This is a genomic window from Halomicrobium urmianum (genome assembly GCF_020217425.1).
In the GTDB taxonomy this organism is placed as follows: domain Archaea; phylum Halobacteriota; class Halobacteria; order Halobacteriales; family Haloarculaceae; genus Halomicrobium; species Halomicrobium urmianum.
The window spans coordinates 433,552-457,012 of record NZ_CP084090.1; the positions used below are offsets into that span (position 1 = coordinate 433,552).

Here is a 23,461-nt window from a genome sequence, read left to right on the forward strand (position 1 = left end):
AATGGCGGACGAGCGGACGATACGGCGACTCCGCGAACGGGTCGGCAGGGACAGCGACGCCCACCGGGTCTACCGCGAGCGCGTCTCGGCTGCGCTGGCGGGCGACGGGGAGGATCGCCGGGCGTTCGAGGCGTGGCGGCGGGCGTTCGTCGCCGCCCACGGCGACGTCCTCGGCGACCTCGACGCGAGCGCCGAGGCGGTGTTCGCGGACCGCGCGTACTACGGGGCCGTCGTCGACCGCCTGGTCGACGCCGTCGAGGGCGCCTACGGCGTCGAGGTGATGAACCGGGGCGTCGACGGCGCTCTCGGCACTGGCGACTTGCTGGGAGACGCTGCCGACGGCGTCGATGCCCTGGCGGACCTGGCGGCGCTTGACCGGTCGACGCTCGCCGACCTCGACGCCGACGCGCTCCGCGACCTCTACGAGGGGATCGTCCCGCGCGAGGTGCGCCTGGCGCTGGGGGAGTACCACACGCCCCGCGGCGTCGCGGACCTCGCCGTCGACGCGCTGGCGGTCGACCCGGCCGAGGCGACCTACCTCGATCCCGGTTGCGGCTCGGGGGCCTTCCTCGCCGCCTGCGTCGATCGCGTGGCCGCGGCCGCATCCGACGACCCCGCGGCGGTCGTCGACCGCGTCACCGACACCGTGTTCGGTATCGACCTCAGCCCGGTCGCCGTCGCGAGCGCCCGGCTCACCTACCTGCTCGCGCTGGCACCGCACCTCGACGCGGCCGAGCGCGTGACCGTCCCCGTCTACCACGGCGACGCCCTGGGACTGGTGGACGCGCCCGACGAAGGCGGTGACGACGAGGGCGGGAACGGCCGAGACCTCGCGGCGTCGCTCCCGCCGGTCGACTGCCTCGTCGGGAACCCCCCGTGGATCACCTGGGATCGGCTGCCCGATCGACTCCAGGACCGCTGGCGGGACCGCTCCGAGGAACTGGACCTGTTCCCCCACGAGGGGGCCGCCGCGCTGCTGGGCCACGGCAACGACGACCTCTCCGTCCCGTTCGTCTGGGTGTGTATCGACCGCTACCTCGACGCCGGCGGCGAGGTCAGCGTCGTCCTCAAGCGGGACGTGACCAAGGGGCCCGCCGGCCGGTTGTTCCGCTCGCTGCGCGCCGGCGACCAGCCCCTCGCCCTCTCGCACGTCCACGACTTCGGGACGCTGTCGCCGTTCGGCGACCAGGTCGCCGCCGGTGCGGCCGTCTTCACCCTCCGGGCCGAGGAGGGAGAGTCGTTCCCGGCGCCGGCCACCGCGTGGGAGCGGGACGGGGCGGCCCCCGACTACGGGAGCGGCGACGCCGTCCGGGAGCTACTGGCCCGCGAGGGGACGGCGCTGGTCCCCGTCGATCCCGAGGACCCGGCCTCGGCGTGGATCCGCCGGGACGCCGAGCGGGCGGCGCTGGGCGATGCCGGCCAGGAGATCCGCCACGGCCTCAAGGACGACGCCGAGGACGTGTTCTCGGTCGACCGGGACCTGCTCGACCGGATCGAACTCGACCTGGTGTACCCCTATCTCAAGTCCCGCCACGTCGTCCGATACGGTCACTTCGGCCACGACCTGCGGCTGGTCCCGATGCGGGAGGCCCACGAGGACAACGAGGCGCGACTCCGCGAGCGCTACCCCGAGACCTACCGGTACCTCCGGGAGCGGCGCGGGGCGCTCGAAGAGCGGTCCTCGTCGTGGCTGGACAACGGCCCGTTCTACAACGTCTTCGGCCTCGGCGAGTACACCTGGGCCGACTACAGGGTCGCCTGGTGCCGGCTGGGGTACAAGCCACACTTCGCCGTCGTCTCGACGGCCGACGACCCCGACCTCGGCGAGAAGCAGGTGATCCCCGGCGACCACTACATGTTCGTCGCCACCGACGACGAGCGCGAGGCCCACTTCCTCTGTGCCCTGCTCAACTCCGCGCCCTACCAGCGGTCGCTCCGGGACGTCGCCGGCGACGGCAAGGCGAGCCTCACGAAGTCGACCGTCTCGCGGCTTGCCCTGCCCGACTACCCCGGCACCGAACGCGCCGAGGAACTTGCCGAGCGCTCGATGGCGGCCCACGACGTCGTCGCCGACCACGACCACCTGAGCAAGCGGGCCTACCGCGACCGCGAGGTTCCTGAACTGGCCGCCGTCCAGGCCCAGATCGACGACCTCGCCGAGTCGCTCGTGGCCGAGCGGAACGGGCGGCAACTCTGAGAGACACCCGACCAGTTTCCGTGAGAACGCCGCCGAAGATTCCGTGAGAACGCGTCGCAAACTATTTGGTCTCCGGATGCGTACGCCTTTCTAGCGGACGATCCTGTCTATCTCCCGTCGTCTCCCGGTCCGCGCCGCTGGTGGTCGTTCTGTCCTGCGCAGGCGCTGGACCGCCGGGGACAGCGCCGCGGGATCGTTCGACGGAGGACACCATGCCCCACGAAACCGACCTCCCCTGCCCGGACTGTGGAAGCGACCTCGAAGAGCGGTCCGTCGCGGCGTCTGACCTGGCACCGGGGGTAGCCCTGGAGGACCGCGTGACGGTCGCGGTCTGCCCTGCCTGCGACGCGACGTACTACCCCGATCGGACGCTGTCGCGGCTGTTCTCGACGGCTCCACGGTGAGCGGCCCGGACGGCGGGCCGTCCGCGGACGCCGCGGGCAACGCGGACTGGTAGCGAACTACCCTACTCGCTCACGGCTGACGCCGTTCGCTCCTCGAGGGTAGGGCTTCCTGCTTCTACGACGCGCTTTGCAGATACAGGTGTTCGACTTCGTGGGCCTGCCGTAATAGCGTCTCAATTCAGCTAAAAGGCCGGCGTCCCATGACGGCGTATGCAACGCGTCATCGTCGACACGGACACGGCCGGGGACGACACGCAGGCGCTCGCGCTGGCCTGCCTGACCGACCGGCTCTCCGTCGAAGCCGTCACCGTCGTCGCCGGGAACGTCCCCTTCGACCGCGAGGTCGAGAACGCCAAGTACGCGCTCTCGCTGGTCGATTCGACCGAGGTCCCCGTCTACGAGGGGGCCCGCCAGCCCCTCCTCAAGGAGCACGAACACGCCGAGGAGATCCACGGCGAGGGCGGCCTGGGCGGCGACCTGCACCCCGAGACGGAAATCGAGTCGGCCGACGGGTTCGGGCCCGACGAGATCGTCCGGCGCTGTCGGGACGCACCCGGCGAGATCACGCTGCTGTGCATCGGACCGCTGACGAACCTCGCGCTCGCCTACGCGCGCGAACCCGACCTCCCCGACCTCGTCGACGAGGTGTGGGTGATGGGCGGCAACGTGCACTGCCGGGGCAACGTCACCCCCGCCGCCGAGTTCAATTTCTGGGTGGACCCCGACGCCGCGAAGCGCGTCCTCGCCGAGTTCGACGCGACGCTCGTCGACTGGGGACTGTGCCTGCGGGACGGCGCGATGGGCGAGGCCGTCCTCGAGACGATCGACGGGATCGACACTGACCTCGCCGACTTTTTCGCCGCGGTGATCGGGACGCTGCGGGAGTCAGGCGACGCGGAGATCGGCGTCGACGGCGTCACCCAGCCCGACGCGCTGGCCGCCGCCCTGCTTGCTTACCCCGAACTCCGCGAGGCGACCGGGACCTACCACGTCGACATCGACGAGCGCGAGGGGCTGACGCGCGGCTACACGTTCGCCGACGTCGACGGGACGACCGGCGAGCCCGCCGACACGCGCGTGATCGAGGCCGCCGACGCCGACGGCTTCGAGCGCGTCGTCCTGTCGATGCTCCGGGACAGAAACCCCGACGCCGGGGTCGAGTGAGGGGGCCGGGAGAAGGGATCCCCGCCGGTGACGGCAGGACTTTTGCCGACACGCGGTACAGTGCCGATAATGGCCGCCCATTCGACGACCGGTCGCTGGCACTGCGACTACCGCGTCGACCTCGCCGGCGACGCGGTCCGGATCACGCTTCGGGAGCGACGACGCGACCGCGAGCGGCCGGACACCGTCGTCGGTCTGGAGCCGGGTGCGACCGAACCCGGCGTCGAGGCGGCGGACGGCCAGCGCCGCCGCACGCACCGCTTCGTCGCCGCCCCGGACTCCGTCGTGATCACGGGCGGATCCGCCGACGTCACGGTCGACGGCTCCGACGTCTCGCTCTCCGGGCCCGACGGGGGATCCGCGCCGGCCGCCGAGGCGTCCATCGAGCACCCGGCGGTGACGGCTCCGGCCCCGGTCGACGGGGTGACGGTACACCGGCTCCGGTTCGCGCCGGATCACGCGGAGACGTCGGTGACCGTCGAGGCCGACGATCCGATCGTCGCCGTCGACGCGCACAGCCGCGTCCCGTTCCGGGAGAGCGCCACCGACGACGCCGTGGAGTGGCGGGGGAGCGGCCCGCTGACCGCCGCCGTAGTCACCGCGAGCGGCGACCCGATCGACGGGGTCTTCGAGATGGACCGCGAGACGCTGGCGGTGGAGCCGGGCCGACCGGGCGCGGGGAGCGACGCGCCCGCCGTCGTTCTGGGCGGCGCCGAGTACGAGGACTGGTTCGGCCGGACGGTCCCGGTCGCCGGCCTCGACGGGATCACGTACGTCGACGGCTCGCGGATCGGGCGCGGCCCCGGTCGGCCGCATCGCCACGGCGAGCGGTGCCTGGTCCGCGACCACGACGGCGAGTTCGACCTCGACGTCCGCGGCGCGCCCGAGCGGTACGTGGCCGTCGACGACGAGCTGGCGACCGTCCTCGGGTGCGACCTCGGGACGCAGGTGCTCGTCACACGCTCCGACGGTGACGACGCGGTGTACACCGTCGGCGAGCGCGGCGACCTGTCGGACGTCGCCGTCGGCATGACAACCGGCGGGCGCGACCGCCTCGGCGCGCCGCGGGACGGACAGTTCACCGTCACCGTCACGCCGGTGGTCGCCGCGCCGCACCTCGCGAGACACGAGGCCCGGCGCGCCGGCGCGGTCGCGGAGCGGCTGGCCGACGCCGGCGGGGACCGCCTCGTCGCCTGCGCGCCCCACGGCGGCGTGATCGAGGGGAACACCGACCTCCAGGCTCACCGGCTCGTCGACCGGCTGTCGGCCCGCGAGGCGACGGCCTGGAGCGTCGAGGGGTGGGACGACGACGCCGCCGCCTTCGATCGGTACCACGTCCGCTCCTCGGACGTCGACCCGCGGTCGTTCCCGCTGCTCGCCCGGATCGCCGACCGCGGGTTCGAGCGCGCCGTCAGCTTCCACTGTCACGACAACGACGGCGTCGTCGTTGGGGGTCGCGCTCCCGAACCGATCCGCGAGGGCGTCGCTGCCGCCGTGTCGGAGGCGCTCGCCGGAACCGGCATCGAGGTCTCTCTCGAAGGTAAGTACATGGGACGGCGGCCCGAGAACCTCGTCAACTGGCTCACCGCCGACGGCGAGTCGGGGATCCAGATCGAGCAGAGCATCCCGACGGTCGACCGTCACTGGCGGGCCGTGGCCGACGCCGTCGCCGAGTGGTTCCGGGACCGCCGCTGATACCGCCGGCTGTACGCTCGTGAAGACACTCGCCACCACGGGGCGGCGAGTGCTCTCGAAGTGGTACAGCCGGCAGTACGAGGAGCGATTCGAGGTCAGGCGGCCAGGTCGGAACCGTCGAGTTCGCCGAGCAGGTCCGCGAACGACTCCTCGTAGTCGTCGAAGCCGTGCTCGGCCGCCAGCTCTCGACCGCGTTCGCACCACGCCCGCGCGGCTCCGGACGCGCCCGTCTCGACGGCGACCTCGGCCATCCGCTCGAGCTTCGCGAGGGCGTTGTGGTACCCGTCCACGTCGAGCAGGACCGCGACCGACTCGCCGGCGCGGTCGCGGGCGCGCTCGACGTCGCCGCGGCGGAGCGCGACCGTCGCGAGGTGCGAGAGCGTGTTCCCCTCGCCCTGCCGGTCGCCGAGCTCCCGCTTCACCCCGAGGCTCTCCTCGAAGTACTCCCGGGCGTCGTCGAGCTCGCCCTCGCGCTCGTGGACGGTAGCGACGTTGTTGAGACACCAGGCCACGCACTGCCGGTCGCCGATCTCCCGGGCGACGCCGAGGCTCTGCCGGAAGTACGAGCGGGCCTCGCCGTACTCGCCGCGTTCGCGTGTCACGAGCCCCAGCGCGTTCAGGACCCGTGCCTCGCCGAGCCGGTGGCCGATCTCCTGGAAGACGTCGAGGCTGTCGTGGTGGCGCTCGGCGGCGAGTTCCAGGTCGCCGCGCTTGCGGGCCAGGAGACCGAGGTTGTTCAGCACCCATCCGCGACCCAGCCGGTTGTCGAGGTCGTCGAAGACGGTCAGACTGTCCTCGTGGTACCGCTCCGCGGCGTCGAGGTTGCCGCAGACGCGGTTGACGCTGCCGAGGTTGTTCAGCGTCCACGCCTCCCCCGTCCGGACGCCGACCTCCCGGAACGTCTCGAGGCCGCGCCGGTGGTACTCCTCGGCCGTGTCGAGCTCGCCACGGCGGCGCGCGACGTTCCCGAGGTTGTTCAGCGTCCACGCCTCGATCTCCGTCAGGCGATCGGGGCCGAGTTCGTCCGGCTCGAGGTCGGTGATCCGCTCGTGGAGGTGCTCGAACTCGGCCTTCGCCCGGTCGAACTCCCCGCTGTCGAGGTACATCACGCCCCGGAGGTTCGTACAGCGGAGGCGCGTCTCCGTGGAGCACGCGTCGGGCAGCGAGATCCAGGAGTGCTCGGTCGTGCCGAACAGCGGGGCGACGTGGAAGATCGGCTGGCGCTGGCTGCTGGAGGCCCTGGCGAAGGCGTACTGCGGATCGGCGTCGCCCATGTTGAAGACGGTCAGGGCGAGCGAGTCGGCGGTCTCCGTCGGTGCCTCCTCGACGCGCCGGACGTACGGCGCGTCCCCCCTGAACCAGCGGTCGATGCGCTCGCGCGTCTGCTCGTCGTCGACCACGGAGAAGAGGGCGTTGACCACCTCCTCGAAGTGGTCCGCCGCCCGGCGCTCGCCGGCCTCGTCGAGGAAGTGACGGAAGAAGATCGCCGACCAGAGGGGATGGTGCGACCGATATCCCTCGCCGTCCCCCTCGAAGAGGAGCTCGTCCTCGAGGTCGTCGACGAGGTCCTCGATCCGCCGGTGGTCCCGCTTCTCCTCCGCCAGCGCGTGCAGGAGATCGGGATAGACGGTCATCTCGGAGGCGTTGAGGACGTTGATCAGGATCCCCAGGTGGAAGGGGAGGTAGTCGTCGTCGCCGCAGCGGTCCGTCAGGTCGTCGTAGACGCTCCGAACCGACGACTCCAGGACCGTCGCGGACCCGCTCTCGCCGGGCGTCGGAACCGTCTCCGTCGCGTGGCTGGCGAGCCGGTAAGCGAGGAGGTACATCTCGCCGACGTCGGTCGCGCCCAGGTCGGCGACGAGCTGGTCCACGTCCTGCGTGACCGACTCCCCGGTCGTCGCCTCGAAGTGTTCGACGGCCGCCGCGCACTCCCGCTCCGAGACGCTCGGGACCGGATAGCGCTCGATCCCCTGGTCCTTGATCTCCTGCAGCCGCGGGTCGTCCATCACGCTCTCGGGGTGTTGCCACTCGCTCTTCCGTGAGTCGAGGAGGAAGCGGACGGAGTCGTCGCCCTCGAACCGCTCGACGAGGTGGAAGACCGGGCTCGTCGCGGGCCTGGCGGCGTCCTCGACGACGATCAGAACGGGGCCGGCGGCCTCCCGGATCTGGGTCTCGAGCGGGCCGACCTCGTCGAAGTCGTTCGGCGCGTTGCTGCGCCGGTAGAACACGGCGCCCGTCGTCCGCTCGTACCAGGTCGTCGCGACCGCCTTGCAGATGGTACTCTTCCCGGACCCCGGGCGACCGAGGACGACGGTGTCGCGGCCCGCACGGAGTCGATCGGAGAGGTGCTCGGTGATCGTCTGTTCGTCGCCGTCCTCGTGGAACCGCTCGAAGTAGTGCCCCGCCCGGATCTCCGCGAGGCTGAACCCGGTCCGCCAGCAGGTCGCCGGGTCCTTCACCTCGGCCTGCTCGAAAAAGCGGGGCCCCAGCCGGACGAACCCCTGATCCCGGAGCCGGGCCAGCTCCTGTCGGTCGAGGCGGTCCTGAACAGTCTCGAGGCGCGTCTCGAGCCGGTTGACGGTGGCCGTGAGCTCGATGTTCGCCTCGGTGTCGAGAACCTCGGCGAGTTCCGTCCCCGAGATCTCCTCCGCGAACGCCCGGATCGCGTCGCGGTACGCGTCGGCGACGGCCGCCTCGAGCGCTCGTCGCAGCTCCGGATCGGCGTCGAGGTCGAGGTCCAGCGTCGCCCCGATCGCCCGGGCGATACGCGCGACGGCCTCGCGTTCGGTCTCGAATGCGACGTCGATCTCGTCCAGGTGCGCTGCGACCGCCGACCAGTCGTCGGCGACGTCGCTCGCCGACGCGCCGTCGACGTCCGCCTCGGCGAGCGCGGCCGGCACGGTGGCTTCGAGCGCCGCGTTGAACTCCGTCGCGAGCTCGTCGACGTCGCTCGAGAACCGTCGGCGGCGGATCACGTCCTCGATCTTGCCCTTCACGATACCGCTCCCCGCGGAGGCGCCCGCAGCCAGCCCGTTCGTCGCTATTCCGAGCGCGATCGTCTCCAGCATTCGAATCGACTGTGGCGTTGATTGGGTCGTCTATTAAGTATTCTGACCGCTCTCGCCCGTCGGGCGGTGATTCCCCGTCCCGGACTCGGTCGAGCCCGAACGTTCTTGTGCCAGCTCGCGAAACCGGGCGCGCATGGCAAGCGCGGCGCGCGACCTGACCGAACCGCGGGTCCTCGCACACGCGAAGCGTCGGCTCTTCCCCGGGGACGCCGAGGACGGCTACGCCGTCGTCGACACGCAGTTCGCCTCGGAGCGGTGGCTCGCCGATCGGCCGGTCGACCCGGACGTTCGGAACGTCCTCGCCCCGTTCAACCACGTCCGCGTCGGCTCGGGCTACCCCGACCTGGTCGGCGTCCACCCCCTCGACGACGACCTCCTGGCGGTCGAGCGCCTCGGCGACGACCCGCCGCTGGTGGCCGTCGAGGCCAAGGGCTACACCGACCGCGGCGTCGACGTCGACCGGGGCATCGTGCAGGCCCACGACCGCCTCGGCGAGGCCAACGCCGCCTACGTCACCGCGCCCGCCGACGCCGTCTCGGAGTCGAACCGGACGCTGGCCCGCGAACTGAACGTCGGAATCCTCGGCGTCGAGCCCGGCGGTGCCGTCGAGCCGATCGAGGTCCCCCGCGTCGTCGGCAACCGGACGACCACGGAGACGGACGCGATCCGGTTCCAGGCCAGCGCCCAGGGCGTCGCGGAGAAGTCGTTCGGCCTCAACCACCCGAAGAACTACCTCGGCTACGCGCTCGCCGTCTCCCACCCCGACGAGACCGACGTCGTCGTCGCCGAGCGCGTCGTCGGCGCCGTCGACGCCGCCCGGACCGGAGCGGCCTTCCTCGACCTCGTCGACGAGACGCCGGAGGGGGTCCGACTCACCCCGCTCGGCCGCGAGGTGGTCCGGTTCGCGCACCGGGAGTACGGATCCGTCGATGCCGCGCTCCGGACGTTCGAGGACTGGAAGGGCTCGCGCAGGCGGTTCCGCGAGCTGGCGCCGGCGTGGGGACAGCTCACCCGACAGGTCGTGTACGCCTACCCCGCGACCCGGCTCCTCGTCGAGGAGATCCAGCACCTGCACGACGACGGGATCTCGGAGCCGACGCTCCCGCAGCTCGTCGAGTACCTCCACCGGCTCCACCCCTCGTTCACCGTCGAGCTGTTCGTCCGCGGCGACGAAGACGTCCGCAGTCGCGTCCTCGACGCCGACGGCGAGTTGCGACCCACGACACTGACCGACGGCCGGGTGTACCACTCGCCGACGGTCTTCCAGCTGAAGGCGATGCTGTACCACGCCGGGATCCTGACCGAACGCGGCGCCGAGCCGACCAACCTCGACCCCGGGTCAGACGTGTGGGCGCTGTGCGAGCCCGTCTGAGCGAGTGCAAGTGGTAGCTTCTTGCATCGCAATGCGCCCGCATCTGACCCGTATCCTTTTGCATACCGTCGCGCTGGTATAGCCAAATGAAACCGCCGGACTCCGACCGGATCGCCTGCTCCCGGCGAGCGCTCCTCGGCGGCGTCGCGGGGCTGGCCGCCGCGGGGGCCGCCCCGGCGGTCGCGGCGACGCCGACGCTGACCGTCCTGACGCGCAACTGCTACACCGGCGTCGACCTCGCGCGGCTGTTCGGCGCCGACTCGATGGACGACGTCGCCCGCATCGCCGGCGAGATGCTCGACGAGGTCCGCTCCCATCCCTACGAGGCCCGCGCCGACGCGCTGGCGGCCGAGGTAGAAGCGACCGACCCCGACGTCGTCGCGCTTCAGGAAGCCGCGCTGATACGCGTCCAGTCCGAGAGCGACTTCGCGGACGCTCCCGTCCCGAACGCCGATCGCGAGGTGGTCGACCTGCTGGCCCTGCTCACCGACCGCCTGTCCGAACGCGGGCTGGACTACGAGGTCGCCGCCTCGACCGTCACCACCGACCTCGAAGTGCCCGCCGACCGCCCGGACGGCCGCGCCGACGTCAGGCTGACCGACCGGACGGCCGTGCTCGTCCGAAGCGACGCCGACGTGGACGGGACCTACGCCGACACGTTCGACGCGACGTACCGGTACGCCTTCGACGGCGTCGACGTCCCGATCCGGCGGGGCTTCTGCCTCGTCGACCTCGCCGTCGGCGGGGCCGACGTGACGGTCGCGGCTGCTCACCTGGAGTCGACCGCGGACGGCGTCCGCCGGGAGCAGGCCGACGAGCTGCTCGCCCTCCTGCCGGAGGACCGCCCGGTCGCGCTCGCCGGCGACCTCAACAGCGGCCCCGGCGGACCGCGGGCCGCCTACGACCGGCTGGTCGAGTCGTTCGACGACGCCCACGCGTCCGTCCGCGGCGACGACGGCGCGGGCGCCACCTGCTGCCACGCAAGCGACCTCCGGAACGACGACGCCGAGTTCTCCCGACGGATCGATCACGTGTTCGTCCGCGGACCTCTCGAACCGACCGACGCCGAGCGCGTCGGTGCCGATTCGGAGTCCCGCGTTTCGGCCGAGGTCGGCGGCGAAACCGTCGAGACCTGGCCCAGTGACCACGCCGGCGTCGTCGCGACCGTCGCGGTGAGCGCCGGGACGCCGACGCCCGCGCCGACCGAGTCCGCCACTGCGACCCCGACGGCCGCGAGAACGGACGCCGCTCCCGCATCGGGGTCCGGCTTCTGGGTGTTCGAACGGCTCCCGTTCTTCGGCGTCGCCGGCGTCGGCTCGTTCGCGCTCGCGGCGCTCGCACTGTACCGCCGGAACGGGCGGACGTGAGCCTCGCTCGTTCGGCCGGCAACGGTCGCGCTGTCGACGTACGCGGCCGGCGTGAGCGCACGCGCTTCCGTGAAATCGCCCTTGCTATCACAAGCTTCCCCGCCTTGTCCGTGGGGCCCCTTGCGCGGACGTGACTCCCTCTCGACCGGCACGCGTCGCCGCCGTCGCCGCGTTGCTCGTGCTCGCCGGCTGCGTCGGGGGAGCGGTCGACTCTCGGGCCGGTCCCGACCGGGGCGGCGTCGGCGCGTCGGCGAACGCGACGGCGTCCTCCGCCACGACCGCTGCCGACGGAAACGGAACGCTGGAGGTCCATCACATCGACGTCGGCCAGGGGGACAGCACGCTCGTGGTCGGCCCGACGAACGAGACGATGCTGATCGACTCCGGCGACTTCACCGAGGACGGCAAGCGCGTCCTCGAGTACCTCGACGCCCGCGGCATCGACCGCATCGACTACCTCGTCACCACGCACGGCCACGCCGACCACGTCGGCGGCCACGCGGCGATCATCGACCACTACGAGACCGAAGAAGAGGGCGTCGGCGCCGTCTACGATCCCGGCCTCGCCGCGAGTACGCAGACCTACGAGGAGTACCTCGACGCCGTCGAGGAACACGACGTCACGCTCTACGAGACGCGCGCAGGCGACCGGATCCCCATGGAGAGCGTGAACGTCTCGGTCCTGGGGCCACCCGAGCCCTACCACGAGAGCGGTGACCGGAACGAGAACAGCCTCACGCTTCGCCTCCGGTACGGTGAGACGGGCTTCCTGTTCACCGGCGACGCCGAGGCCACCCACGAGGAGTACCTCGTCGAGCGATACGGGGACGATATCGGCGCGACGGCCTTCAAGGTCGGTCACCACGGTAGCGCGACCAGCAACACCGGGGCGTTCCTCGACGCGGTCGGTCCCGAAGTCGCCGTCGTCTCCAGCGCGTACGACTCCGAGTACGGACACCCCCACAACGAGACGCTGACGCGGCTGGCCGAGCGCGACGTCGACGCGTACTGGACCGCGACTCACGGGGACGTCCTCCTGGAGAGCGACGGCGAGACCGTGACCGCGTGGACGCAGGCGGAGGCCCCCACCGATCCGCGGTCGCTGTACGAGGGGGACCCGATAGCGCCCGACGCGTCCGGCTCCCTGGAACGGCGCGCGACCTACGAGGCCGACGTCGGCAGTGAGGTTGACACCCCGGTCGCGACCGACGGCGGAACGCCGACCGCGACGGTCACCGAGGCCGGTGACGGCGACCTGGCCGTCGCGGAGGTCCACGCCGACGCCGCCGGCGACGACCGCGAGAACCTGAACGACGAGTACGTCGTCTTCGAGAACGTCGGCGACGCCTCGCTCGACCTCTCCGGCTGGGAAGTGGCGGACGACGCCGGCCACACCTACGCCTTCCCCGACGGCGTCACGATCGATCCGGACGACAGCGTCACGCTGCACACCGGGAGCGGGTCCGACACCGAGACGGACCGCTACTGGGGGCAAGGGTCACCCGTCTGGAACAACAACGGCGACACGGTGATCGTCACGGACGCCGACGGCGATCGCGTCCTGACGGAGGCGTACTCATGACCGAGATCCCCGACGACAGATACGACGCGGTCGTGGACCGGATCGAGGACGGCCTCGCGACGATGGAACTGAACGGCGACGAAGGTCGATACGAACTGGTGGTCGACGAGGCGTCGCTGCCGGAGGACGGCCAGCACGAGGGTGCCGTGTACGAAATCGTGGTCGAGGCCGACCGGCTTGTCGACGCGTGGTACGACGAGGCGACGACGCAGGAACGGCGGGCGGACGCTCAGGACCGGTTCGATCGACTCTCGGAGCGGCCGCCGGGCGACGGCGAGTGAAGCGTCCCTGAAGGAGGGCTTCGAACCGCGCCGGGCCGTCGCTCTCTCGGCGGATTTGAACCGGAGCAAGATTCACTCCGTTCGTCTTCCTGGGTTCAAATCCTCGTGACCCACACAGCCGAAAGAGGCAACGAGAGCCATGAAAGGCTCTCGCGGTGTTGTTTTCAGCAGAAGTGGGTTGGGGCGTCCTCGCGAGCGGAGTGAGCGAGGGCTCGGGAGAGCAAAGCTCTCCCGGCGGATTTGAACTACGGTCGGAGCGACGCTCCTCCCTACTTCAAATCCTCATCGACCATTTTGACGACACGGACCGCTCGCTGGCGCTCGCGGTGTTGTGTCGTCAAAAATGGGTTGGGGCGGATTTGAACCGCCGACGTCAGGCGCTCACGCCGGCCAAATCAAACAGTATGGCCGTTCGCGCCTGACCGCCAAGTGGTGAAGTTGGGTGCATAACATGTGTGGATCACACGGGCGGGCACTGGGTTGAGAGTCAACAATGTCAAAAGACAACAGCCGAACCCAGATGAAGCCTGAACGGGCCGTAAACCGATACCTCACAGAAAAGAAACCGGAGTGGGCTGACTCATCGTACTACAACAACAGCTCTACTCTCAACCGATTCCTCGAATTTTGTGAGGAGGATGGCTTAGACAACATTTGTGAGATAGATGGCTTCCATATCTCTGACTTCAAGCAGTATCGACGCGAGAGCGGAATCAACGAAGTGACCCTCTACAATAACCTGAGTTCACTTCGGGCATTCCTCAGCTGGTGTAGCTCAATGGGGCTTGTCGAGTCGTGGATAGTAGACGATATGGTTCTGAACGAACCGGACGACAAGGTACGCTCCGAGATGCTGGATGCCGACCGTGCAGACCACATTCTCGACTACCTCGATAACTTCGAATACGCTACTCTTCGGCACGCTCTCTTTGCATTACTGTGGGATACTGGGATGAGACTTGGGGCAGCCCGCGCGGTCGACGTTGAGGATTACAACTCTACGGATCAGTACATTGAGGTCGCTCATAGACCGGACAAGGGAACCCCACTGAAGAACAAGCATGACGGTCAGCGAGAGATTAACCTGCACTCGTGGGCTTGCGAGATTCTCGACGATTACCTCCAGATGCATCACGAGGATGTGACGGACGACTATGGACGCACACCACTGTTCTCGTCTCGGCATGGCCGTATGGTGCGGTCAAACTTGCGGATGCACATACGGCGGCTTACGCGCCCATGTCACTACACAGGGGAGTGTCCCCATAGACGGGATCTGGATGAGTGCGAAGCAAACCAAGACTACCGCGCTGCCTCGAAGTGTCCTGGTTCAGTCAGTCCCCACCCTATCCGACGTGGAGCGATCACTCATTGGTTGAACGAAGGACACCGGAAGGAACTCATCAGTGAGCGGATGAATGTCTCCGTAAACACGCTTGATGAACACTACGATGCCCGAACTGAGTCGGAGAAGCGGAACCTGCGTCGAGAAATGTTCAAGATGGACTGAGGGTCAACACAGACACCCTTCGAGGACCGCAGTAGTCGGGGATGATACCAGACTGATCTGAAACCACACTCATCGAGGCTCTTCCAGCTGCGGGCAAAAGCTACGGTGTAGCCCAGTGGGCGGCTTACGAGCAACCTTTTGACTCAGTTGAAATATTATCGTTTAGTCATAATTGAGCGTGAAACCTCCGATACGTAGGTGTGCTCATTGCTCATGATCGTGAGGAGCATCCAAAACGTCCCCATGGTGTCTTCGACCCGCCCCTCGGTCAGACAAGCTTCATTGGTGATCTGCAATCAGTTCCTAAGAACCATCAGTCCGATACCGACCGCACCCGGGATAGTCAGGATGAGAATGACACCGGTCGAACACTGCACAAACGCCGCTATTGCACCCGAACTTGGTGGGGTAGATGAGAACGCAGACAGTCCTTTGGAACACTCAGCAATCAGCGGCAAAGCCGCGTCGGACCTGGCTGATGAAACCGGAATCCCAACGACGATAGCGACGAAGATTGCGACGGGGAGTAGCAGCAATTTCTGTGGGCTTAGCTTCATAAATTCTGCAGACCCGGCATGGCTTAAATAGGCGTCGGCTGAAGTAATCTCTGGACTCATGGTGCACTTTTTGTTTCAGGGAGACACAGAGGATCAGATGTTCCTTAGACTCTCAATACTGATCAAAAAGATCTGAAACCATCAGCTGCTGATGATTTCACCAGAGCCGCATATTCTGACCTGAGGAACAGTGCATAGAGGCAACGGTACTCCTCGGCTCAATGCATCTTTTGATGGACCTGATTCCCCAGTTTGAACACAGGCGATATTCCTTTCCGATTGGCTTAGAATATACGATACTCAGATTCTACCTAAAGGCGTAATTCGGTGCCGTATGGTGGTTCGCCACAGAATTGGGAAGCACCTTCATGGGTTCCAAACCGGGTGCAATAGCACTTCGGCCCCGTCTTGCGATTAACTACGGAAGGTATAGGAAGTGAGCGTATGGGTTGGGGCGGATTTGAACCGCCGACGTCCTCCGTGTGAAGGAGGTATCATAACCGGACTAGATCACCAACCCGCACCTGCGGCTAATCGGAGCGACGACTTAAGAATTGCCTTCCCTCACCGCGACGCCAACCGTTCACGGGCGGTGGTGACGGCGTCCTCGACTTCCCGTTCGACTTTCGCCCGGACCCGGTCGACGTCGGTCCGGGCCTTCTCCGCGCGGGTGGGTTCCGGTTCCTCCTCGCGGCCAGTCAGCTCGCGGGCTCGCTGTTCGACGGGCTCCAGTTCGTCGCGCACGCCCTTCAGGGCCATCTCGCCGGCGCGCTTGAGGTAGTATCGCGCGTCTTCGAAGTGCCGGTTCATATCTGTCCTTACGCAGGCAACGAATAAAGTCCTTGTGGCGACACCGGAAGATACTTGTATGTTTTAGGCAAACCTAAATCCGCCGGCGGGCGGGAGATACGACGACCGCACACACGTCTGCCGTGGTCCGCTGCAGCGCAGGCGTCGGAGGGTACGGAGGACGATCAGTGGAAGTCCTCCAGTGGCCGAGAGACGCGCCGGGCCGTCCGCCAGCCAGAATCGTCAGCCAGTTCCCCTCTCCGTGAGCATCGAGGGGTCCCAGCCAGGCAGTATCGGTCCCACCGCGTCGGGGACTTCCGTGGGCATCTCACCCCGACGCCGTCCCCATTTTCGCCAGTCACGAGTAGCTATAGTAGAAATTGAACGCAATGACACACTCGAGGGGCACCCGGAAGCCCCTCGACGTGTAAATCGTTTCAATTTCTACTATAGTAAGCGGCGCGAGGTTCGCCAGCGACGAGTACGCACATCGCGAGAAGCCGAACGGCAGAATCGCGAACTCGACGCGAGCCGGCGAAAGGCAGTCGAAGCCGAGAGGCGCGCCGATTACACCAGAAGACCGGCGGCGCTCTCTGCGACGGCGGAGACGCCGCCGAAGCCGAACAGGAGCCCGAAGGTGATCACGGCGGCCGAGACGATGGCGGTGTACAGTCCCACCGGGTAGTGGTCGATGTCGAACCCGCCGTCGACCGGGTCCTCGATCCACATGGCCTTGACGACCCGGGAGTAGTAGAACAGGCTGAGCGCGCTGTTGACGATCAGCGCCGCGCCCAGGATCCACGTCCCGGAGTTGACCGTCGCCATCAGCAGGTAGAACTTCGACCAGAAGCCACCGCCGATAGGCAGGCCGGCCAGGCTGAACAGGAAGACGGTCATGGCGGCACAGGCCAGCGGCGCCTCGCTGCCGAGGCCGTTGTAGTCCTCGAAGGTCCGGCCGACGTCCCAGTACTCGGCCAGGGCGATGAACAGGAACGCGCCCGTGTTCATGAAGCCGTAGACCAGGAGATGAGCCATGCCGGCGCCCAGCACCGACGAGTGGTCGGCGCCGCTGGTCAGCGCGGCCAGCCCGATCAGCACGTACCCGGCGTGACCGATCGAGGAGTAGGCCAGCATCCGCTTGACCCGCTCCTGGGTGGCCGCCGCGAAGTTACCGAGCGTCATCGTCGCCACGGCGAGCACCTGGAAGACGAGCACCCAGTCGATGGTGCCCGCAACGGTGCCGATGGGGAACGCGGTGACGAACACGCGGAAGCCGAGCACGAAGGCCGCGGCCTTCGACGCCGACGAGAGGAACGCCGAGATGGGCGCGGGCGCCCCCTCGTAGGCCTCCGGCGCCCAGTAGTGGAACGGGACGCTGGATGTCTTGTAGGCGACGCCGCCGATCAACATCATGATGCCGACGCCGAGGACGCTGGCCGGCGCGTCGCCGAGTGCCTCGGCCACGGCGCCGAACTGGAGCGATCCGGTAGCGGCGTACACCAGCGAGATGCCGTAAGCCATGATCCCGGAGGACAGCGCGCCCACGAGGAAGTACTTCAGGCCCGCCTCGACGCTACCCTTGTTGTGCTTGAGGAAGGCCACCAGCGCGAACGAGGGCAGCGAGGCCAGTTCGAGGCTGATGAAGGCCGTCGCGAGGCTGTTGGACGCCCCGAGTAGCGTCATGCCGGTCGCGGCCAGCATCACCAGCGAGTAGAACTCGGCCTGGTAGGCCAGCCCCTCAAGGTAGTCGTAGCTCGCCAGCACGACCAGGAACGCTACGCTGGCGACGATGAAGCCGACGAACAGCGCCATCTGGTCGACGATCAGCTGGCCGGCGAACAGGTCGACGACTCCGCGGCCGCCCTGCTCGGTCGGCAGGCCGGTTCCCGAGATCAGGTACCAGACGCTGGTCCCGGCGGCCGTGAAGGTCCCCAGACCGGCGATTCCGGCCAGCAGACCGACGTTTTCGGAGTCCGGGTCGATACTGTCGACGACGAAGAGGACGAGCGCCGTGAGGCCGAGCACCAGCGACGGCCCGAGCGCCGCCCACGTTGGGAGTTGCACCATCAGACACCACCTCCGACTTCGAGGATCGGGTTAACCGCGTGCTGGATCATCCGGTACGAGAGGTCCGGCGCGACCCCCAGTGCGATGACCAGCAACAGCAGGACTGCCAGCGGCGCCACGTCGTGTAGCGGGGCCGGGCCGACGTCGTAGTCGGTCTCCAGGCGGAAGGGCCCGAAGATCGACCGCTGCATCGCCCACAGCAGGTACCCCGCGACGATCACGATGCCGAACATCGCGGCCGCGGTGAACAGCGGCGCCGCGGTGCCCAGCGTCGGCGCGCCGAACGACCCGACGAACACCAGGTACTCCGCGGCGAAGCCGGACATCAGCGGCAGACCCATGTAGCCAAAGGCCGCCGACACGAAGATGCCCACCGTCCAGGGCATCCGGTCGGCCAGCCCGGACATGTCGCCCACCATGCGCGTGTGCGTCGTGTTGTAGATGACGCCGACGGCCATGAACATCAGCCCGGAGATCAGGCCATGGGAGATCATCTGGAACGTCGCCCCGCCCATGCCGTGGGGCGTGAAGGCGACCAGCCCCAGGATGACGTAACCCATCGACGAGATCGACGAGTAGGCCACGATCCGCTTGAGGTCGCGCTGGGCCAGCGCGAGCATCGCCCCGTAGATGACGCTGAGCACGCCGATCGCCGCGATGGCGTAGGGCATCCACGCGACGAGTTCGCCGCGCGCGACGTCACCCAGCATCGTGAAGTTGAACCGCAGCAGCGCGTAAGTCCCCATCTTCAGGAGGACGCCGGCCAGCATGACCGACACCGGCGTCGGTGCCTCGACGTGAGCGTCGGGCAACCAGGTGTGCAGCGGGAAGACGGGCACCTTCACCGCGAACCCGAAGAACATGGCCACGAAGGCCAGCACCTTCAGCGTCGCCGGCTCGATGCCGGCCAGCGCCGACAGCTCGCCGCCGGTCAGCGCGGCCGTGATCTCCGCCAGGCCCAGCGACGAGATGGAGTCGCCCAGACCGAACAGGAGGGCGAAGAAGCCCACGAACATGATCAGCGACGCCACGTTCGTGTACACGAAGAACTTGATCGCGGCGTACTTCCGGCGCGGGCCGCCCCACACGCCGATGAGGAAGTACATCGGGATGAGGACGCCCTCCCAGAAGACGAACCACAGCAGGAAGTCCAGCGCCGCGAAGACCCCGATCAGGCTCGTCTCCATCAGGAGCATCAGCCCGTAGAACTGGGACTGCCGGTCGTCGATGGGCGTCCACGAACTGATCAGCGCGAGCGTCGTCAGCACGGCCGTCAGCGTGAGCAGCGGCATGCTGACGCCGTCCAGCCCGACCGAGTACTGGACGGAGAATCCGGCGATCTCGAACCACTCGACGGTCTGTGCGAAGGCGGCGTCACCGCCGAGCAGGGCGTTCCCGGTGGTCTCGTACTGGGTCAGGTACACCCAGTACATGTACAGCGATCCGACTGCGGGGACGGCGCTGATCGCCGTCGCCACCTTGCCCGCATAGCGGTCCGGCGCCAGGAACGTCACGCAGGCGCCCAGGAACGTCACCGCGAGGAGGGCAGCGATCCACATTCAGAACCACCCCCCGAGGACGCCGAAGGCGACCAGCAACACGACCAGCCCCGTGGTCACGAGGAGCGCGTAGTTGGTCACCACGCCCGACTGGATCCGGCGGACGCGACCGCCGGAGAACAGACTGACGCTGCTGATCCCGTTGACCACGCCGTCGACCACGCCCTGGTCGAACTTGTCCGCGGCGCGAGCCAGTGGGTACGTGACGCCCGTCGCGAGCCACACCTGATACTCGTCCTGGTAGTAGTTGTGCATGAGCACCGTCTTGATCGATCCTAGCTTGTCCGTGTGTTCGACCGGCCGGTCGACGTTGTACAGCGACCACGCGAGGCCGACGCCGACCAGCGCCAGCGCCAGCGAGATCGCGCCGGGCACGAGCGCGCTCAGCCCGGCGGGGTGGACGCCTGCGACCTCCTCGAGGAGCACTTCGTAGTGGTGGGCGCCCGTCACGAACTCGGCCGGCCAGCCGCCTTCCTCGGGACCGAGCAGCCAGTCGTGGAGGAACTCGAGGTGGATCCCCGTCAGTTCCTGCACGGGAACCATGTTGATGAACCCGACCGTCGCGGCCAGGATCCCAAGCACGCTCAGCGGGCCTTTGACGTTCCAGCGGACGCCGTGAGGGCTCCGGGCCGTCTCGGTCCGGGGCTCGCCGTGGAAGGTCAGGAACACCATCCGGAAGGTGTAGAAGGCCGTGAACAGCACCGAGAGCAGACCCATCGCGTAGGCAGCGAGCATCACGGTGCCGAGGCCGCCCTCGGTGCCGATCCCGTGGTTCAGCGCCTCGTAGAGCACCTCGTCCTTCGACCAGAAGCCGGCGAAGGGCACGATACCCGCCAGCGCCAGCGACCCGGAGAGGAACGTCCAGTAAGTGACGGGCATGCGCTCTTTCAGGCCGCCCATCTCCCACATGTTCTCCTCGTGGTGCATCGCGATGATGACCGACCCGGCGCCGAGGAACAGCAGCGCCTTGAACACCGCGTGGGTCGTCAGGTGGAAGACCGCGGCGACGTAGCCGCCGGTCCCCAGCGCGAGCATCATATACCCGTACTGAGAGATGGTCGAGTACGCGAGCACCTGCTTGAGTTCCTGCTTGACGACGCCCATCGTCGCCGCGAACAGCGCCGTGAAGCCGCCGACCAGTGCGATGATCGCCAGCGTCGTCGGCGAGAGGGCGTAGAACCCGTACATGCGCGCGACGAGGTAGACGCCGGCCGCGACCATCGTCGCCGCGTGGATCAGCGCCGAGACCGGGGTCGGACCCTCCATGGCGTCGGGCAGCCACGTGTGCAGCGGGAACTGGGCGGACTTGCCGATCACGCCGCCCAGCACGAGCAGCCCGAGGATCGTGAACCAGGTCTGGGGGTCGAAGCCGAAGAGGTTCAGCGCCTCGGTCTCGCCGTCGACGAGCGCGTGCTCGGCCAGCACCGGGAACGAGCCGTCGCCGGCGAACGCGCCCGTGCCGAAGGTGGCGAAGATGCCGGCGACGCCGACCAGGAAGAAGTAGTCACCGAAGCGAGTGACCAGGAACGCCTTCTTCGCCGCGCTCGGCGGGGCCTCCTCCCGGAAGTGGAAGCCGATGAGGAGGAACGAGCACAGTCCCACCAGCTCGAAGAACATGAACGCCATCAGGATGTTGCTGGCGTACACGAAGTTGAGCATCGAGAAGGTGAACAGGCCGAGGCCGGCGTAGTACCGCGGCAGGCCCGTCTCCCCCTCGTCGTTCATGTACCCCAGCGAGAAGACGTGCACGAGGAGGCTGATCAGCGAGACGATCAGCAACATCAGCGCCGTCAGCGGGTCGATCAGGATCCCCAGGTTCAGCGTGAGGCTGTCGATCCCGGTGACCCACGTGAACAGCGTCTCGTTGTACGTCTGGCCGCCGGCAACGGTCAGCGCGACCCAGGCCGACAGCAGGAGCGATCCGCCCGTCGCTGCGATCCCGGCAAGCGCGCCCCGCTTGGGCATGCGATTGCCGAGGAACAGCGCGACGAGGAACGATGCGAACGGGAGCAGCGCGATCGCGGGAGCGTAGTCGAATGCACTCATGTTACCACCTCATTGTCGCCGCCTCGGTCACGTCCACGTCCGCGAAGTTGCGGTACAGCACCAGGATGATCCCCAGGCCGACGGCGACCTCGGCGGCGGCCAGCGCCATCACGAACAGCGCGAACACCTGGCCGGTGAGGTTGCCGTACTGGAGCGAGAAGGCCACCAGGTTGATGTTGGCGGCGTTGAGGATCAGTTCGACGGACATCAGGAAGATCAGGGCGTTCCGGCGGGTCAGCACGCCGAACACGCCGATGCAGAACACCGCCGCCGACAGCAGGAGGTAGTACTGTGATGGGATCACTGTCCGTCACCTCCCTCGTCGTCGCGCTTGGCCAGCATGACCGACCCGTCCAGCGCCGCGTCCAGCAGCACGGCGATCAGGAGGAAGGCCGCGAGGAAGCCCTCGCTGGCGACCGCCGCGCCGTCGCCCGTCACGGCCGCGGGGTCGATGTCGAACAGCGCCGCGCCGATGCTGCGCACGATGGCCGCGTCGGCGCCGAAGCCAGTCGGCTCCGGGAACGACGCGTTCAGGAAGGCCGCCGCCATGACGACGAACAGCGCGACGGCGGCCAGCCCCGGCAGCAGCGTCGACTCGGTGCCGAGCTGGGGGCGGCTCATGTCGCCACCTCGAGGACGCTCTCGTCTTTCCGGGTGAGCATCACCGCGAAGGTGACCAGGATCAACACGCCGCCGACGTACACGAGGACCTGCATCGCAGCGACGAACTCGGCGCGCAGCATCACGTAGTGGACCGCGACGCTGAGCAGCGCCACGCCCAGCAGCAGCGCCGAGTGCCAGACGTCGCGCACGAGCACGACGCCCAAGCTGCTCGCGACGGTCACTATCGCGAACAGCGCGAACGCGATCGTCTCGTACAGTCCCATCATTAGTGGACTCTCCCGTCGGCTGGCTTTTGAATATTCCTCTTTCGTCTCGTCACAGCCGGGAAATGGCGCCGATACCAGCCCCTAACGAATCGAGCGTGCGCGAAACAAAACTGACCCCCGGTTACTGGTATAGTAGAAATTGAACGCACTGACACACTCGAAGGGCACCCGGGGCACCCTTCGATGTGTGAATAGTGTCAATTTCTACTATAGTCGATGTCGCCCTCGCCGATCCACGCGCCCCGGTCGGGCTCGCGGGACTGCAGCGGGTGGGTGTCCTCCACCTTTTTGCTTCGTCGGGTCGCCTGCGGCGACCGCTCCTCGCAAAAACGTGGGCGAAAAACGACTCGTGACTCGCTTCGCTCGTCGCGGTGAACCGCCTCGCGCGCGGAGTGCGCTCGGCGGATGCTGGAACCGACTACTGGTAGTCGATGTCGCCCTCTCCCTCGCCGATCCACGCACCCCGGTCGGGCTCGCGGGACTGCAGCGGGTCGATGTCCTTGTACCAGGGGACGTTCTTCAGTTGCTCCTTGTTGTAGGCGAAGTCGTCCTTCGTGTCCGCGGTGAATTCGAAGTTCTGGGTCAGTAGGATGGCGTCGACGGGACAGACCTCCTCGCACAGCCGGCAGTAGATGCACTGGCCGATGTGGAGGTTGTACTGCTCGCCGTTGCGCTGATCGTCGGTGACGATGTGGATCGTATTGTTCGGACAGACGTTCTCGCACTGCCGACACCAGATACACCGCTCCTGGCTGAACTTGTGGACCCCGCGGAAGCGCGGGCTCACCTCCGGAGTGGTCTCCGGGTACTCGACGGTGAACGTCTCACCGTCCAGCGCGTGCTTCATCGTCGTTGCCATTGATTTGAGGACGCCGATCATTGTTGGTCACCTCCGGTTGTCGCAGTCGGACGA

General features: G+C 67.8%; 18 protein-coding genes and 1 tRNA gene. 9 read left to right on the plus strand and 10 right to left on the minus strand.

All coding sequences use genetic code 11. From position 1 onward, the window contains the following. The first annotated feature begins 1 nt into the window (after window position 1). The 4 genes from LCY71_RS02120 (at window position 2) to LCY71_RS02135 (ending at window position 5,460) form a co-directional block, all read left to right on the plus strand. Window positions 2-2,197: an N-6 DNA methylase gene (locus tag LCY71_RS02120; protein WP_225334716.1), complete on the plus strand. Its 2,196-nt coding sequence runs from the start codon at window positions 2-4 to the stop codon at window positions 2,195-2,197. A 212-nt stretch (window positions 2,198-2,409) separates the two neighbouring features. Further along, window positions 2,410-2,601: a hypothetical protein gene (locus LCY71_RS02125; RefSeq protein ID WP_225334717.1), complete on the plus strand. Its 192-nt coding sequence runs from the start codon at window positions 2,410-2,412 to the stop codon at window positions 2,599-2,601. 210 nt (window positions 2,602-2,811) lie between these two features. Continuing rightward, window positions 2,812-3,765, plus strand: a complete 954-nt coding sequence (locus tag LCY71_RS02130; protein ID WP_225334718.1) for a nucleoside hydrolase — start codon at window positions 2,812-2,814, stop codon at window positions 3,763-3,765. Between the two features lie 69 nt (window positions 3,766-3,834). Next, the gene (locus LCY71_RS02135) at window positions 3,835-5,460 is read left to right on the plus strand and encodes a poly-gamma-glutamate hydrolase family protein (protein WP_225334719.1); all 1,626 of its coding nucleotides are present in this window, start codon (window positions 3,835-3,837) and stop codon (window positions 5,458-5,460) included. Window positions 5,461-5,555: 95 nt separating this feature from the next. On the opposite strand, the gene LCY71_RS02140 is transcribed toward LCY71_RS02135, so the two are convergent. Continuing rightward, window positions 5,556-8,528, minus strand: a complete 2,973-nt coding sequence (locus LCY71_RS02140) for a tetratricopeptide repeat protein (protein ID WP_225334720.1) — start codon at window positions 8,526-8,528, stop codon at window positions 5,556-5,558. Between the two features lie 133 nt (window positions 8,529-8,661). Between LCY71_RS02140 and LCY71_RS02145 the strand changes: the two genes are divergently transcribed. The 5 genes from LCY71_RS02145 to LCY71_RS02165 all read left to right on the plus strand — a co-directional run bounded on the left by LCY71_RS02145 (window position 8,662) and on the right by LCY71_RS02165 (window position 14,640). Then, complete coding sequence (locus LCY71_RS02145) at window positions 8,662-9,900, plus strand: hypothetical protein (RefSeq protein WP_225334721.1); 1,239 nt, start codon at window positions 8,662-8,664, stop codon at window positions 9,898-9,900. 86 nt (window positions 9,901-9,986) lie between these two features. Continuing rightward, window positions 9,987-11,267, plus strand: a complete 1,281-nt coding sequence (locus tag LCY71_RS02150) for an endonuclease/exonuclease/phosphatase family protein (protein WP_225334722.1) — start codon at window positions 9,987-9,989, stop codon at window positions 11,265-11,267. A gap of 130 nt (window positions 11,268-11,397) precedes the next feature. After that, window positions 11,398-12,849 carry an MBL fold metallo-hydrolase gene (locus LCY71_RS02155; protein ID WP_225334723.1) on the plus strand — a complete coding sequence of 484 codons (1,452 nt, stop codon included), beginning with the start codon at window positions 11,398-11,400 and terminating at the stop codon, window positions 12,847-12,849. Further along, on the plus strand, window positions 12,846-13,130 hold the full coding sequence (locus LCY71_RS02160) for a DUF3006 domain-containing protein (protein ID WP_225334724.1): 285 nt from the start codon (window positions 12,846-12,848) through the stop codon (window positions 13,128-13,130). Before LCY71_RS02155 ends, LCY71_RS02160 begins: the two co-directional genes overlap by 4 nt. A 493-nt stretch (window positions 13,131-13,623) precedes the next feature. Next, on the plus strand, window positions 13,624-14,640 hold the full coding sequence (locus tag LCY71_RS02165; protein WP_225334725.1) for a tyrosine-type recombinase/integrase: 1,017 nt from the start codon (window positions 13,624-13,626) through the stop codon (window positions 14,638-14,640). Between the two features lie 1,002 nt (window positions 14,641-15,642). Here the strand turns inward: LCY71_RS02165 and LCY71_RS02170 are convergent. The 9 genes from LCY71_RS02170 to LCY71_RS02210 form a co-directional block, all read right to left on the minus strand. Next, window positions 15,643-15,717, minus strand: a tRNA-Val gene (locus LCY71_RS02170). A 44-nt stretch (window positions 15,718-15,761) separates the two neighbouring features. Continuing rightward, window positions 15,762-16,007, minus strand: coding sequence for a DUF7553 family protein (locus LCY71_RS02175; RefSeq protein WP_225334726.1), 246 nt, complete (start codon window positions 16,005-16,007; stop codon window positions 15,762-15,764). Between the two features lie 546 nt (window positions 16,008-16,553). Then, window positions 16,554-18,053, minus strand: coding sequence for an NADH-quinone oxidoreductase subunit N (locus tag LCY71_RS02180; RefSeq protein WP_225334727.1), 1,500 nt, complete (start codon window positions 18,051-18,053; stop codon window positions 16,554-16,556). Then, complete coding sequence (locus tag LCY71_RS02185; RefSeq protein WP_225334728.1) at window positions 18,053-19,612, minus strand: complex I subunit 4 family protein; 1,560 nt, start codon at window positions 19,610-19,612, stop codon at window positions 18,053-18,055. Before LCY71_RS02185 ends, LCY71_RS02180 begins: the two co-directional genes overlap by 1 nt. Further along, window positions 19,613-21,658: an NADH-quinone oxidoreductase subunit L gene (nuoL, locus tag LCY71_RS02190; RefSeq protein ID WP_225334729.1), complete on the minus strand. Its 2,046-nt coding sequence runs from the start codon at window positions 21,656-21,658 to the stop codon at window positions 19,613-19,615. 1 nt (window position 21,659) lies between these two features. Beyond that, window positions 21,660-21,962, minus strand: a complete 303-nt coding sequence (gene nuoK / locus LCY71_RS02195; protein ID WP_225334730.1) for an NADH-quinone oxidoreductase subunit NuoK — start codon at window positions 21,960-21,962, stop codon at window positions 21,660-21,662. Next, window positions 21,959-22,279 (minus strand): proton-conducting membrane transporter, encoded by a 321-nt coding sequence (locus LCY71_RS02200; RefSeq protein ID WP_225334731.1) that lies wholly within the window; start codon window positions 22,277-22,279, stop codon window positions 21,959-21,961. The genes nuoK and LCY71_RS02200 overlap by 4 nt, the downstream gene beginning before the upstream one ends. Then, window positions 22,276-22,545, minus strand: a complete 270-nt coding sequence (locus LCY71_RS02205) for an NADH-quinone oxidoreductase subunit J (protein WP_225335868.1) — start codon at window positions 22,543-22,545, stop codon at window positions 22,276-22,278. Before LCY71_RS02205 ends, LCY71_RS02200 begins: the two co-directional genes overlap by 4 nt. A gap of 421 nt (window positions 22,546-22,966) precedes the next feature. Next, window positions 22,967-23,428, minus strand: a complete 462-nt coding sequence (locus LCY71_RS02210; protein ID WP_225334732.1) for a NuoI/complex I 23 kDa subunit family protein — start codon at window positions 23,426-23,428, stop codon at window positions 22,967-22,969. Window positions 23,429-23,461: the final 33 nt, after the last annotated feature.